This window comes from Rhizobium sp. P38BS-XIX (assembly GCF_012641435.1).
Classification (GTDB): domain Bacteria; phylum Pseudomonadota; class Alphaproteobacteria; order Rhizobiales; family Rhizobiaceae; genus Rhizobium.
In genome coordinates this window covers 34,329-46,697 of the sequence record NZ_JABAIJ010000003.1, presented here as the reverse complement: position 1 = coordinate 46,697, position 12,369 = coordinate 34,329, and the positions used below count along the sequence as shown (strand labels likewise).

Annotated in this window: 13 protein-coding genes; 6 read left to right on the top strand and 7 right to left on the bottom strand. The window is 59.2% G+C overall.

Annotation, left to right across the window (positions count from 1 at the left end; translation table 11 throughout):
- Positions 1 to 22: 22 nt before the first annotated feature.
- Entirely contained in the window at positions 23 to 808 is a 786-nt protein-coding gene (locus tag HGP17_RS12245) for an alpha/beta hydrolase (protein ID WP_348648926.1), read from the bottom strand.
- A gap of 180 nt (positions 809 to 988) precedes the next feature.
- On the opposite strand from HGP17_RS12245, the gene HGP17_RS12240 reads away from it, so the two are divergent.
- Both HGP17_RS12240 and HGP17_RS12235 read left to right on the top strand, forming a co-directional pair.
- A complete protein-coding gene (locus tag HGP17_RS12240) occupies positions 989 to 1,579 on the top strand; it encodes a TetR/AcrR family transcriptional regulator (RefSeq protein ID WP_168809242.1) in 591 nt (196 codons plus the stop codon).
- A gap of 18 nt (positions 1,580 to 1,597) precedes the next feature.
- Entirely contained in the window at positions 1,598 to 2,806 is a 1,209-nt protein-coding gene (locus tag HGP17_RS12235; protein ID WP_168809240.1) for an SGNH/GDSL hydrolase family protein, read from the top strand.
- Here HGP17_RS12235 and HGP17_RS12230 read toward each other — a convergent pair.
- Positions 2,761 to 3,564, bottom strand: coding sequence for a helix-turn-helix transcriptional regulator (locus HGP17_RS12230; RefSeq protein ID WP_168809238.1), 804 nt, complete (start codon positions 3,562 to 3,564; stop codon positions 2,761 to 2,763). The genes HGP17_RS12235 and HGP17_RS12230 overlap by 46 nt on opposite strands.
- Before the next feature lie 101 nt (positions 3,565 to 3,665).
- On the opposite strand from HGP17_RS12230, the gene HGP17_RS12225 reads away from it, so the two are divergent.
- Entirely contained in the window at positions 3,666 to 4,085 is a 420-nt protein-coding gene (locus tag HGP17_RS12225) for a nuclear transport factor 2 family protein (RefSeq protein ID WP_168809236.1), read from the top strand.
- A 36-nt stretch (positions 4,086 to 4,121) separates the two neighbouring features.
- Here the strand turns inward: HGP17_RS12225 and HGP17_RS12220 are convergent, their stop codons facing one another.
- A complete protein-coding gene (locus HGP17_RS12220; protein WP_168809235.1) occupies positions 4,122 to 5,348 on the bottom strand; it encodes an MFS transporter in 1,227 nt (408 codons plus the stop codon).
- Positions 5,349 to 5,481: 133 nt separating this feature from the next.
- On the opposite strand from HGP17_RS12220, the gene HGP17_RS12215 reads away from it, so the two are divergent.
- Entirely contained in the window at positions 5,482 to 6,075 is a 594-nt protein-coding gene (locus tag HGP17_RS12215; RefSeq protein ID WP_168809233.1) for a TetR/AcrR family transcriptional regulator, read from the top strand.
- A gap of 25 nt (positions 6,076 to 6,100) precedes the next feature.
- On the opposite strand, the gene HGP17_RS12210 is transcribed toward HGP17_RS12215, so the two are convergent.
- Complete coding sequence (locus tag HGP17_RS12210; RefSeq protein ID WP_168809231.1) at positions 6,101 to 6,874, bottom strand: helix-turn-helix transcriptional regulator; 774 nt, start codon at positions 6,872 to 6,874, stop codon at positions 6,101 to 6,103.
- A gap of 95 nt (positions 6,875 to 6,969) precedes the next feature.
- Between HGP17_RS12210 and HGP17_RS12205 the strand changes: the two genes are divergently transcribed.
- Positions 6,970 to 7,890 carry a DMT family transporter gene (locus HGP17_RS12205; RefSeq protein WP_168809229.1) on the top strand — a complete coding sequence of 307 codons (921 nt, stop codon included), beginning with the start codon at positions 6,970 to 6,972 and terminating at the stop codon, positions 7,888 to 7,890.
- Between the two features lie 30 nt (positions 7,891 to 7,920).
- Here HGP17_RS12205 and soxR read toward each other — a convergent pair whose 3' ends face one another.
- On the bottom strand, positions 7,921 to 8,385 hold the full coding sequence (gene soxR, locus HGP17_RS12200) for a redox-sensitive transcriptional activator SoxR (protein WP_168809227.1): 465 nt from the start codon (positions 8,383 to 8,385) through the stop codon (positions 7,921 to 7,923).
- A 111-nt stretch (positions 8,386 to 8,496) separates the two neighbouring features.
- Between soxR and HGP17_RS12195 the strand changes: the two genes are divergently transcribed.
- Entirely contained in the window at positions 8,497 to 9,957 is a 1,461-nt protein-coding gene (locus HGP17_RS12195) for an MFS transporter (RefSeq protein ID WP_168809225.1), read from the top strand.
- 21 nt (positions 9,958 to 9,978) lie between these two features.
- Here the strand turns inward: HGP17_RS12195 and HGP17_RS12190 are convergent, their stop codons facing one another.
- Both HGP17_RS12190 and argH read right to left on the bottom strand, forming a co-directional pair.
- The gene (locus HGP17_RS12190; RefSeq protein WP_168809223.1) at positions 9,979 to 10,890 is read right to left on the bottom strand and encodes a LysR substrate-binding domain-containing protein; all 912 of its coding nucleotides are present in this window, start codon (positions 10,888 to 10,890) and stop codon (positions 9,979 to 9,981) included.
- Between the two features lie 76 nt (positions 10,891 to 10,966).
- Positions 10,967 to 12,355, bottom strand: coding sequence for an argininosuccinate lyase (gene argH, locus HGP17_RS12185; RefSeq protein ID WP_168809221.1), 1,389 nt, complete (start codon positions 12,353 to 12,355; stop codon positions 10,967 to 10,969).
- Between the last annotated feature and the right edge of the window lie 14 nt (positions 12,356 to 12,369).

The window sequence follows — 12,369 nt, the reverse complement described above, 5'->3', positions numbered from 1 at the left end:
AAGACCAATGCCCGGGCGAACGCTAAGCCGGTAAAGAAACAAGCCAGTTCTCGATCACCTCGACCAGCAATTCCGGGCACTCCCTGTGTGGATTGTGACCGACATAGGGAAGGATGTGACAACGTCCGTGTTCGCCTGCGATGCGCCGCGGATGCGCAACGGAGCCGAATTCATCCCGTTCGCCGTGGATGGCGAGCTGCGGGCAATGCACTGCCCGAAGGGCCTTGTCGAGTGTCCAATCGCCGAACTCCGGTGCAAGCCATGTATCGATCCAGGCGCTCAAAACCCATTCAGCCTTTTTACCATGATATTTCGACAATCGGCCCATGCTGTCGGGCGACGCAAATTCCGTTTGGGCTGTCCTGATTCCAGCCAATGTTCGATCCTCGACGAAAGCCTGGGCCGCGATGGTGATCACGCCTTTGCACTGCCCCGGAAAGCGTGCGCCGGCCCCAACGGCCATGCCGCCGCCGACGCTATGGCCGCAGGCAATGAATTCCGAGAGCGACAAGGCCGCACAAAGAAGCGGAATGGACTGCTCAGCTTCGCGCGTGACGAAATCCTTGTCGAGCCGGTCGGTACGGGCATCTGAACGACCGAAACCCAGACGATCGTAGGCGATGATGGGCCGGCGTAGAGCCGTTGCCAGCAATTGCGGAAACGTCCTCCAGAGCGCGACGCATCCAAGCGAGTCGTGAAAGAGGATCACCGGCGGCGCCAGACGCGGCTCATATGGCGACCAGCTCTTGGCAAAAAGCCGTCCGCCCTCGGTATCAATCCAATGTTCCGTCTCTTTGATTTCTTTCACGTTTCTCGCTCTGGGCCTATGCATCGCCCTCCACATATAGCCAGCGAAAGCTTCCGAGGCCACCTCGATCGGCGGCCATGGATCGTCGTGAATTCGCAACTAGCGCTGATCTTTAGGCTTGCCACTCCCATAAACTAACAATATTAGGATAATGACTATATAAATTAGGATTCGAATGCGATGCCAAGAGCCGGTTTGACGCGGGCGCGGCTTATCGAGGCCGCTGTTAAGGTTGCCGACGAGCACGGATTCGATGCGCTGACACTTGCTGCGCTCTCCCGGCAATTCGACGTGAAACTGGCAAGTCTCTATGCACATGTGAAGAATTTGGATGATCTCAAATCCGGCGTTGCTCTGTATGCCCTGGCTGAGCTGGCTGATCGTGTGGACGAGGCCATAGCTGGTCGGGCCGGTGCAGATGCCTTGTTCGCTTTGGCCGATGTTCATCGTCGCTTCGCTCGCGAGCATCCAGGGCTATTTACGGCAGCGCGGTATCGTATCGACGCGGCGGATGCCGCGGCAAGTGGCGGAGCGCGATTGTCGCGTGCAAGCCATGCGATCCTGCGCGGATATCCGTTATCGGAAGACGATCGCGTCCATGCAATCCGTCTGCTGGGAAGTTTCTTCCTGGGCTTTTCGCTATTGGAAATGGCGGGAAGCTTCTCACACAGCCAGCCGGATACCGACACGTCCTGGCTGCGCAGCCTTCATGCCCTTGATGGACTTTTGAAGGCTTGGGCCACCAACATCCCTTCCACTCTTGCGAATTGATCGAGTTTTGCCGCGCCGATGACCTCTTCCTCCATCGTCACCCCCATCACCGCCGACATCTTGTTTGGCGCAATGGAGCTTGAACACACCGATGCCGGCCTTGTGCCGCATCGCCTGCCATCGAAGGCACGCTCCCAATGCAATGATCCGCAACTCCTGATGGCCGAAGCTCAACCATCCGGCGTGCGGCTCGCATTTCGAACCGAGGCGACAACCGTCGAACTCAATGTCATTCCGACCAAACGCGACTATATCGGAATGCCCCCTCGCCCCGACGGCATTTATGATCTGCGTGTCACTGGACGGCTGGAGAGACAGGAGAGTGTCTTTGGTGGCCGGGTTCTTCGCATCAACATGGCAACCGGCGCAGCCAGGCTTGAACAAGGCGAGGTGCAAACCCTTCAGTTCCTCGACCTTCCCGAAGGCATGAAAAGCTTGGAGATCTGGTTGCCGCATGACGAAGCGACGGAGTTGATCGCCCTGCGCTCCAATGCGCCAATCGCTCCGATCGAGCACGATGGCAAGCCGGTCTGGCTTCACCATGGAAGCTCCATCAGCCAGGGGTCGAATGCAGCATCGCCAACGGGCACCTGGCCGGCAGTCGCAGCCGATCTGGCGGAAGCGGAACTCGTCAATCTCGGCTTCAGCGGCAGCGCGTTACTCGATCCGTTCGTCGCGCGCACAATCCGGGACGCGCCAGCGGATTTCATCAGCCTGAAACTCGGCATCAACCTCGTGAACACCGACCTGATGCGGTTGCGCGCCTTCGGGTCGGCCGTCCATGGCTTCCTCGATACCATCAGAGAGGGTCACCCAAACACGCCTCTGGTGATCATATCGCCGATCTATTGCCCGATCCATGAAACGATGCCGGGACCGAGCCAAGCCGATCTTGTGGCGTTGAAGAAGGGTCGCCTGCTGTTTCAGGCGGCGGGCAACGCCGATGAGGTCAAAAAAGGCAAGCTGACCCTGACAGTCATTCGCGATCACCTCAGAGCGATCGTAGAGCATAGATCCAAAGCGGATGACCATATCCATTATCTGGACGGCCGGGCGCTTTATGGGGAAGCGGACAATCTTCGCCTGCCGTTGCCGGACGAACTTCATCCGGATGCTGAAACCCATCGTCTGATGGGATCACGCTTTGCCGATCTGGTCTTCGGGACGGGTCTGTTTTCGCATCAAGGCATCTCGAAAGGCGGGGACGAGTCCGATCGCTTGAAATAACGAGCCGGTGTCGTACCAAAATGAGCGCGAAACAGCTCGATGAACGCGCTGACCGTCTCATAGCCGAGATCAAAGGCGACCGTGGTTACGGAATGTCCCGCTGCCAACATTTCCAATGATCGCAAAAGCAGCGCTCGCTGGCGCCAGGTGCTGAAGGTCAGGCCGGTCTCCAGCACGAACCGCCGACTGAGGGTGCGGGGCGCAATGCCGGCCCATGCCGCGCGATCAGCCATGTTTTGCCGCGTGGCCGGATCGTCCGCGATGGTGCGGGCAATCTTCTGCAGACGGGGATCACTGGGCATCGACAGTCCGAGCGCCTCCTCCGGCGCGGCGGCGATTTCATCCAGAATGACGCCGGCAATGCGTGTCTGCGCATCACAGAGCGGCCCCTCCTTCCAGCTTGCCGCGCGAGCGACCGCTTCATTCAGCAGGCCGGAAAGACGGATGACCCTGGGAGCCGGCGGCAGCGCGGCACACGCATGCTCGGCCACGTAGACGCTCCAGCCATGGAACGCGCCGTGTGACGCAAGGTCGTGCTCGATATGTGGCGGAAGCCACACGGCGTTGACGGGCGGAATGAGCCACCGTCCCTGATCAGCACCAACCGTGACCACCCCCTGGATCGAGCCGAACAGCTGTCCCCTCGCATGACTGTGCCGATCCGTACGCCGCGTGACCGCCTGCTGACGGCGCGTCACCAAGATGAGGGGCTCGACGTTGGAACTGAGCCGGGAAGGATCGACAAGAAAATCGCTCATGGCCTCAAAGCCGTATTGAATGGCTCCGATACGTTAGCAGCGCAATTACCAACAGGCTAGATCTCAGTTGTACCAACCAACCCCATCTCGAGGAGATATCCATGGCGACGAATGACATCATGACACAGGATGAAGTGCACGATCTGCTCCGGCGCATGTTTGCCGCGTTTACCGATCCGGCCACCAAGCCGGAAGATTTTGCCGAGCTTCTGACCCCCGACTACGTGCAGCGGGTGGATGGCAAGGAGCTGGATTATGCCGGCTTTCTCCATCACAGCGCGGCGCTGCAGGCGAGCATCGCTTCGGGCAGCGTCAGCTTCGAACATATCGTTACCGACGGCGCTTCAGCGGCGACCGTCCACGTCGCAGACGCCGTCAAGAACAACGGCGAGCGCATACGTCTGAAGGTCATTGCCTATTATCAGTTTCGCGGAAACCGCATCAGCCTGATCGATGAGCTGACGCATCTGCTTGAGGGAACGGAACAGGACCGGGATCTCGGCTCACGCATGCCAGATTGAGCGCGTCCGAAACGGCTGGCCGGCGGATAGATACGGTCATTCCGCCGGCTGGCAAATTGAGGCGACGTCGGGCGACCCACGTTCGCCCGAGAGGCTTTTCTGACCGAGCGCGACGATCGCCACCGCCAGGGAACTTGAAATAACGGACACCCAAAAACCATTTGCGGCGCCGAAATTGTCGACGACCAATCCGGAGACGAAGGCGCCGAGCGCCATTCCGATACCGATACCGGTCATCACCCAGGTCACGCCTTCGGTCAGCATCGTTTCCGGAACGCGGCGCTCGATCAGTCCGAAAGCCGTAATGAATGTCGGCGAGATAGCGACGCCGCTCAGGAAGACGGCGAAAGCAAGCAGGCCAACCGACGAGGCTGCTATAAGTAGCGGTAAAGAGGTGATGACCAACACACCGACGGCGACGAACAACTGCTTGTGCAGAGGCGTTTTCAAGTTCAATGCACCGATAATCAGCCCGACGACAAAAGAGCCGACCGCGTAGACGCCGATAACGAGACTTGCCGCACCCGGCTGCCCAAGTTCTTTGGTGATCGCCACCACGCTGACCTCTGCGGTGGCGAAGGTCGCACCGACAAAGACCAAAGCCAGCGTGATGATTTGAACGGGACGAAGCCGGATGGCGGAATGTTGGACGTCATCTGCCGCAAGAGCGCGAACTTTGGGTTCAGTTGAGCGTTGCAGGAGAAACGCGATCGTCCCTAGCGCAAGAAACGTCGTGCTGGCGACCATCCCGGCTTCGGGAAACAGCGAGACGGCGAGGCCAACGGAGAGCGAGGCGCCCGATATATAGACGAGCTCATCGGCGGCGGATTCGAAGGCGAAGGCGGTATTCAGCTCCGGTCGATCGCGAAAAATCTCCGTCCAGCGGGCGCGGACCAGCGCCGGCATGCTTGGCATGGCCGCGGAAAAGAAAGCCGCCGCAAACAGCGTCCATATCGGCCAGTTCAGATTTGAGGCGAGGATCAGGAGGACGAAAGCGATCACTGACACGACGGACGCTGGTGCAACGATGGCACGCTGACCGCGCCTGTCGACCAGCCGCGATATCTGGGGAGAGATGAGTGCATTCGTGAGAGCGAATGTCGCGGCGACCGCGCCGGCAAGCCAATATTCGCCGCGCGTCTGAGACAGCATGGCGACAATGCCGATCGGCGCCATCGCGATTGGAAGACGCGCAAAGAAACCGGAGGCCGAAAATCCCTTGGCGCCCGGCGCCTGAAAGATCTGACGATACGGATTGGACATCGACATGCTCCTTGACCTTACCACGTCGCACACACATACGCGGCGTATATAAATTACTTAATTGCATACGTAACGTATGTCAACTAATATACGCGAGGTATGCAAATTCAAATTGAGCTTTGATGGAGGGATAATGCGCAAATCCCGGAGTGAAATGATTGCCGAGACACGGGCGAAACTGCTGTCTGCGGGGCGCCAGGCCTTCGGAAGCGTTGGCTACGCTGAAGCGTCCATGGATGATTTCACGGCGGAAGCGGGCCTCACCCGCGGTGCGCTTTACCATCATTTCGGCGACAAGAAGGGGCTTTTGCAAGCCGTTATCAACGAGATCGACGCGGAGATGACCGAAAGGCTGTGCGCGATTTCCACCAACGCGCCCTCGCGTTGGCAAGGATTCGTCGACGAGAATGTCGGCTATGTGCAGATGGCGCTCGAGCCGGAAATCCAGCGCATCGTATTTCGCGATGGTCCGGCCGTACTTGGCGACCCATCCGCCTGGCCAAGCGCCAACGGTTGCACTGCCGCTATTGCTCAAAGCCTTGAAAATCTGCGCGAAGAAGGCACCATCGCCGACATCGATCCGGAGGCAGCCGCCCGCCTCGTCATTGCCGCCAGCATCAGCGCCGCCCAATGGATTGCCAATTCAGATGATCCGGAAACAACCTCGAAGCGGGCGGTCAAGACATTCCGCATATTCCTTGAAGGGCTGCTGCTGAAACGCGATTGAGAGCGACCGAGATCGGATCATCGCTCTAGCGATAGAATTCCGACGGCGGCTTTCCGAAATGGCGCCGGAACATCGCCGTAAATGCGCTCTGGCTGGCATAACCGCAATCGAATGCGATGTCGATGACGCGCTCGCCATTGGCCAGGCGGCGAAGGGCGGACAGCAACCTTGCCTGCTCGCGCCACCGCCCGAAGCTCATTCCCGTCTCCCTGCCGAACAGTCGATGGATCGTTTTGGTGGTCACGCCGAGGCGGCCAGCCCACTGCGCCACGGTCGAGGTATCGGACGTGTTCTCGCTGATTACCTCGCAGATCCGTTTGATGCGACTATCGGTTGGCATTGGAAGATGCACGGGCAAGATATCGGAAACGCGAACCTCGTCGACAACCAATCGCATGAGGCGATCGTCCCTGCTGTTGTCCGCATAATCGAGCGGAACGTGAACCGCAGCGACGATGAGCTCCCGCAGCAAGGGTGAGACTTCAATGACACAGCTCTTTTCCGGCAGATGTCCGATGGCCGTCGCATCGATAAAGACCGTCCGGATTTTGACTTCACCCGACATTTTAACATCATGCTCCAGACCAGCCGCGAGCCACAGCGCCCGGCTCGGCGGGACGACCCATGATCCTTCTGCGGAGCGAACGACCATCACGCCCTCGATCGCATAGAGAAGCTGACCGCGTGGGTGGGAGTGCCATCCGGTCGACGCTCCATCCGGATAATTGACATCCATGGCGGCCATCGCCCGATGTGTATCGTGAAAATCCAAATGTTTGCGCGTGGGATCGCCGCTCATGTCTCAATCTCTACAATTATGGTCATCATAGAGCGATACGGACGAAAACGGAAAGGATAACCGTGGACCTTTCCGACAGTTCACGGTTATCGATCATGAAAAGCAAACTCGCATTCCTTTATCCTCTCATCGCCATCCTGCTCTGGTCAGGCAACGTCATCGTGTCCAGAATGTCCGCGCATACGATCGGACCGGAAGCCATCACCTTTTATCGGCTGCTGTTTGCCGTTCTTCTGATGAGCGGCTTCGTCGGCATACCCGCGTGGAAAAACCGGGCGGCCATCTGGCCGCATCTTGGCCAGTTCGCCATTCTGGGCTTCCTGGCAATGTGCCTGTTTCAGAGCCTTTCCTATTTGGCGGCGGAGTCTACAACGGCCACGAACATGGCGGTTTTCACAGCGTTGACGCCCTTGCTGACCGTGGCCCTCAGCGCCGCGGTCCTGAAGGAGACGCCGACGGTCGGAATGGTCGGTGGTGGCATCCTCTCACTTGTCGGGCTGATCTATCTGGTCAGCAGTGGCAACCCTGCCACGCTTGTTCAGAACGGCATTCATCTCGGCGATCCGCTGATGCTGATAGCCGCCATGGTGTATGCGCTCTATGGCGTGTTGCTGAAGAGATGGAACCTTCCCATCGCCGGCTGGCAATCGACCTACATGCAGGCGCTTTGTGCCCTAACGATCATGTTTCCGGCATTCCTCGCAACACCTGCACCCATGCGATCTCTTAACGCCGAAACTCTGCCGCTCATCGCCTATGCGGGTGGCTTCGCCTCTGTCGTTCTGCCATTCCTGTGGATTCGCGGCGTGCAAATTCTCGGACCAAGCCGCTGCGCCGCCTTCATGAACCTGCTGCCGGTCTTTACCGCGCTCGGCGCCATCATCATGCTCGGCGAGCCTGTGCATCTCTACCATGTCATCGGTGGTGGGCTAGCGCTGATAGGGGTCGCTTGCGTCGGAATTTTCCGCCGACCGTTGCGGACTGCCGCTCCGATCGCGTCGGAAGTCGTGGACTAGCGCCGCACGATCTCTGCGTCCTTATGCAATTCACTCCTTTGGAACCGGCGCTCTCTCAAGCAGGACCGCGCCGCTTCCCAGCCCGCTCAACCTGTCCCCCGGATTGCGGAGCGGGCAATCGTCCATGGACAGACAACCGCAGCCGATACAGCCATCCAACTCGTCTCGCAGCTGCGCAAGGCTGCGAATACGCTCGTTCAGCATATCGCGCCAACTCGTGGAAAGCTGCTTCCAATCATTCGCAGTCAGCGTTCGATCAGCCGGAAGTTTGTCCAATCCCTCCTTGATGATCGCCAGAGAAATCCCCGCGCGCTGCGCGATCTTGATGACGGCGACCCGGCGGAGAACGTCGCGCGCATAGCGGCGCTGATTGCCATCGCTGCGCCATCCCAGAATGAGCCCCTTGGCCTCGTAGAAATGAACGGTTGCTATCGTCACACCGCTGCGGCGCGCAACTTCGCCAACGGAAAGCGGTATCCGTGTGTCTATCGGCATGGCAAATAACCCTTGACCTCATCTATACATAAGGTTTTATGAGAGATGTCAGCTTGCTTGTGCAAGCCCCTTCATCGCGTTTGCGATCAACGTCCCAGAAGCGGAGCTGACATGGACTTCCCAAAAAAACCAACCGACGAACCGAGCCCTCTGCCGCGAGCATCTTCTGGCAAGGCCGCCACCATAGGCTGGGGCGCGCTGCTGGCCGGTGCCAATGGTGTGCGTTCGCTCGCCCTTGCCGGCGGTGTGGCATTGCATGCAATCAACGTTTATCTTGCAACCACCATATTGCCCTCCGTGGTGCAGGATATCGGCGGGCTGGGTCTCTACGCCTGGAACACCACGATTTTCGTGGTCGCATCCATCCTGGGATCCGCTCTTTCGGCAAAATTGCTGCAATTATGCGGACCGCGAGCAGCCTATGTGATCGCCGCGACGACGTTCGCTGCTGGTTCCATCCTCTGCGCGCTTGCTCCCACCATGCCTGTCATGCTCATCGGACGATCCGTTCAGGGATTGGGCGGCGGATTTCTCTTTGCACTGGCCTATGCGATGATCCGCGTGGTGTTTGACGAAGCGCTCTGGCCGCGTGCCATGGCGCTGGTTTCGGGCATGTGGGGCGTCGCGACACTGATCGGACCGGCGGTCGGTGGCGTCTTCGCAGAATTGGGAGTCTGGCGTGTCGCGTTCTGGTCCGTCGCACCGATTACCGTGTTGTTCGCCTTGCTGGCCGTGTTCGTTTTGCCTGGACGGGACAAGGGGCCGCCACAGCACTCTTCCGTGCCTCTGACACAGCTTAGTTTGCTCACCGCGGCCGTTCTTGCGATCTCGGCCGGAAGTGCATCCGTGGATCTCACGCGAAACATCGCCGGCATCGTCGTCGCGCTCGTTTTGGCTGGGTTGTTGATCACCGCAGAGGGGCGCTCGCGAAACAAACTGCTACCGTCAGATGCCATCCGTCCGGCCTCGACCATCGCAGCGCTTTATATCACCATGTCGCTATTGGTGCTGACGGTAACCAGCGGCGAGGTTTTCGTACCCCTCTTCCTGCAGGTCCTGCACAGCCAATCGCCGCTCGTTGCGGGCTATCTCGCCGCCTTGATGGCGGCAGGCTGGACGCTCGGCTCCATCGCCAGTTCGGGTGCGAGGGATCGCGGCGTTCAGCGCGCCATTATGATAGGACCGGCTCTCGGGCTGATCGGAATGGTTGGGCTTTGTGTTCTTTTGCCGAGAGACAGTGACGGAAACTGGTGGGCTTTGGCGCCGATCTGCCTCGCGCTTGTCGCCATCGGGCTTGGCGTTGGCATTGCCTGGCCGCATCTTCTGACACGTGTCCTGAAGGTGGCACCACCGGACGAACAGGAATTGGCCGGTGCCTCCATCACGACGATCCAGCTCTTCGCAACAGCGATCGGAGCCGCACTTGCCGGCATGGTCGCGAACGCCGCAGGCCTCATCGATCCGGGTGGCATCGCGGGGACGGCTGCGGCCGCGCGCTGGTTGTTCGGCATCTTCGCGCTGGCGCCTCTGCTTTGCCTTGCCAGCGCAAAACGGACTTCGACAAACGAATAGGCTAGACGCGTCAATCGTTGTTCAGGTCTGTCGTGTCGTCCCGCAGGCATGTGCAAGCCAGTCCGAAAACGCGCTGACTTTCTGTCGCGCCTCGGCACGCGCCGGCCATAGTGCATAATAGCCGTAGCCGCTGTCGATGATGCGCTCAAAGGGAGCGACGAGTTCGCCGCTCTCCAGGTCCTGCCGCGAAAAGGCAAGATCGCCCATCGTCACACCATAGCCGCTTGCCGCCGCAGTCATGGCAAAATCCTGAGTATCGAAAACCTGATGGCGAATGGCTTGAAAGGAATAGGCGCCTTCCGCCTGCAGCCATAGCGTCCAGTCGCTGTGGCGCGGATTGGAGTGCAGCAGCACGCAGTCTTGCAGGTTCTTCACTTCAGGCGGATCGCCGAGCTTGGGAAGAAATTGCGGAGAGCACATCGGCGTCAACCGCTCTTCCAGCAGCAACAAGACATCCATGCCGGGCCAATGGCCGTTGCCATAGGTGATGAGCATGTCGATATCGCCTACCGAGAACGTCGGACGCAGGAACCAGGCCGTATCGATATTGATGTTGAGATCCGGATGATGGCTATGCAAATCCGGCAGGCGCGGCAGGAACCATTTACGCGCAAAGGTCGGCGGCATACGGATTGTCAAAGTCCGGACGGTCGTTTTCGTTGCCTCAAACGAGGTCTTCAGAGAAGCAAGGAGGCTGTCGACAATCGGAATCAGCGCCATGCCGCGTTCCGTCAGCGCCACCTTGCGGGTGTGGCGTTCGAACAGGCTGCAGCCGAAATAATGCTCGAGCTGCTGAACCTGCCGGCTGATCGCGCTTTGGCTCAGATTGAGTTCTGCCGCCGCCGCCGTGAAGCTGCCCGTTTCCGCGACAACGGAAAAGGTCTGCAGCGTCTGCAGCGGCGGCAATCTGTTATGATCGAACCTCGGCTCCATTCCCTACCCGGCTTCTTTGCTGCTGTTTCGAACGGCAAGCATTAAAGCATGTGGATGGAATGGCAACCAACGGGACTCAAGCGATCGCCCGACGCACCGTCTCGATCGCTTGCCGAACCCTTCGCGGTGCTGTGCCGCCCTTGTGATCCCGGCTGGCAACGGAACCTTCCACCGTCAGCACCTCAAAGACATCCGCACGGATACCAGGCGCAAAAGACTGCATCTCGGCGAGCGAAAGCTCCGAAAGCGTCGACAACGCCTTGTCGCGGGCCGCACCGACGATTGCTGCGACGGCATGGTGCGCGTCACGAAAGGGCAAGCCGGCACGCACGAGATAGTCGGCAAGGTCAGTTGCCGTCGAATAGCCCTGATTGGCGGCAGCAAGCATTCTCGCATGCTTGACTGTGATCGTCGGGATCATCTGCGCCGTGACGCTGACGGCGGCGCGCACGGTTTCGAGCGTGTCGGTCAGTGGCGGCTTCGATTCCTGCTGATCCTTGTTGAAGGCAAGCGGCTGGCTTTTCATCAAGGCTGCGGAGAAGGCGAGATTGCCCATGACACGGGCGGCCTTGCCGCGCACCAGCTCGGCCAGATCCGGATTGCGCTTCTGCGGCATGATCGAGGAACCGGTGCAAAATTGGTCGCCGACCTCGATGAAATCGAACATCGGCGTGCACCAGAGAATAACTTCTTCGCTAAACCGCGACAGGTGCCCCATGATGATCGAGCCTGCACTGCAGACATCGACGACATAATCGCGATCGGAAACGGCGTCGAGCGAGTTGGCAAAGGACGTAGAGAAGCCAAGCTTGGACGCGCTGTATTCAGGATCGATGGGATAACCGGTGCCCGCAAGCGCCGCGGCACCCAGCGGTGAAATGTTGAGGCGTTCGCGCGCCGCACCGACCCGATCGAGATCGCGCAGGAACATTTCGACATAAGCCATGAGATGATGGCCGAAGGTCACGGGTTGCGCCACCTGCAGATGCGTGAAGCCGGGCATGATCGCATCGGCGTGCTTTTCAGCCAGATCCACAAAAGCGCCGATCAGAGTTTTCAGATCGTCGGCGAGAAGATCCAGTTGCTCGCGCGCATACAGACGAATGTCCGTCGCCACCTGATCGTTGCGCGATCTTGCGGTATGCAGCTTCTTGCCGGCATCGCCGATCAGCGCGATCAGCCGATCCTCGACATTGGTATGGACGTCTTCGAGTTCGGTCTTCCATTCGAAGGCACCCGAGCGCATCTCTTCGACCACCTGGTCGAGACCAGACTGGATTTTACCGTTTTCGTCAGCCGTCAGAATGCCGGCACGGGCAAGCATCTCGGCGTGGACCTTCGATCCGGCGACATCGTGCAGAGCAATGCGCTTGTCCTGGTCAAGGCACTCGTGAAAGCTCTCGAAATCCCTGGAGACAGCCTCCTTGAATAGCGGCGACCAAGTGGCTTCTTTCTGATTTCTCATCGCGGTCTTCCCTT

Coding starts and splice junctions, on each gene's coding strand:
- HGP17_RS12235 (WP_168809240.1), top strand. CDS start 1,598: ATGACCTCTTCCTCCATCGTCACCCCCATCACCGCCGACATCTTGTTT.
- HGP17_RS12205 (WP_168809229.1), top strand. CDS start 6,970: ATGAAAAGCAAACTCGCATTCCTTTATCCTCTCATCGCCATCCTGCTC.
- HGP17_RS12240 (WP_168809242.1), top strand. CDS start 989: ATGCCAAGAGCCGGTTTGACGCGGGCGCGGCTTATCGAGGCCGCTGTT.
- HGP17_RS12210 (WP_168809231.1), bottom strand. CDS start 6,874: ATGAGCGGCGATCCCACGCGCAAACATTTGGATTTTCACGATACACAT.
- argH (WP_168809221.1), bottom strand. CDS start 12,355: ATGAGAAATCAGAAAGAAGCCACTTGGTCGCCGCTATTCAAGGAGGCT.
- HGP17_RS12225 (WP_168809236.1), top strand. CDS start 3,666: ATGGCGACGAATGACATCATGACACAGGATGAAGTGCACGATCTGCTC.
- HGP17_RS12190 (WP_168809223.1), bottom strand. CDS start 10,890: ATGGAGCCGAGGTTCGATCATAACAGATTGCCGCCGCTGCAGACGCTG.
- HGP17_RS12230 (WP_168809238.1), bottom strand. CDS start 3,564: ATGAGCGATTTTCTTGTCGATCCTTCCCGGCTCAGTTCCAACGTCGAG.
- HGP17_RS12220 (WP_168809235.1), bottom strand. CDS start 5,348: ATGTCCAATCCGTATCGTCAGATCTTTCAGGCGCCGGGCGCCAAGGGA.
- HGP17_RS12215 (WP_168809233.1), top strand. CDS start 5,482: ATGCGCAAATCCCGGAGTGAAATGATTGCCGAGACACGGGCGAAACTG.
- soxR (WP_168809227.1), bottom strand. CDS start 8,385: ATGCCGATAGACACACGGATACCGCTTTCCGTTGGCGAAGTTGCGCGC.
- HGP17_RS12195 (WP_168809225.1), top strand. CDS start 8,497: ATGGACTTCCCAAAAAAACCAACCGACGAACCGAGCCCTCTGCCGCGA.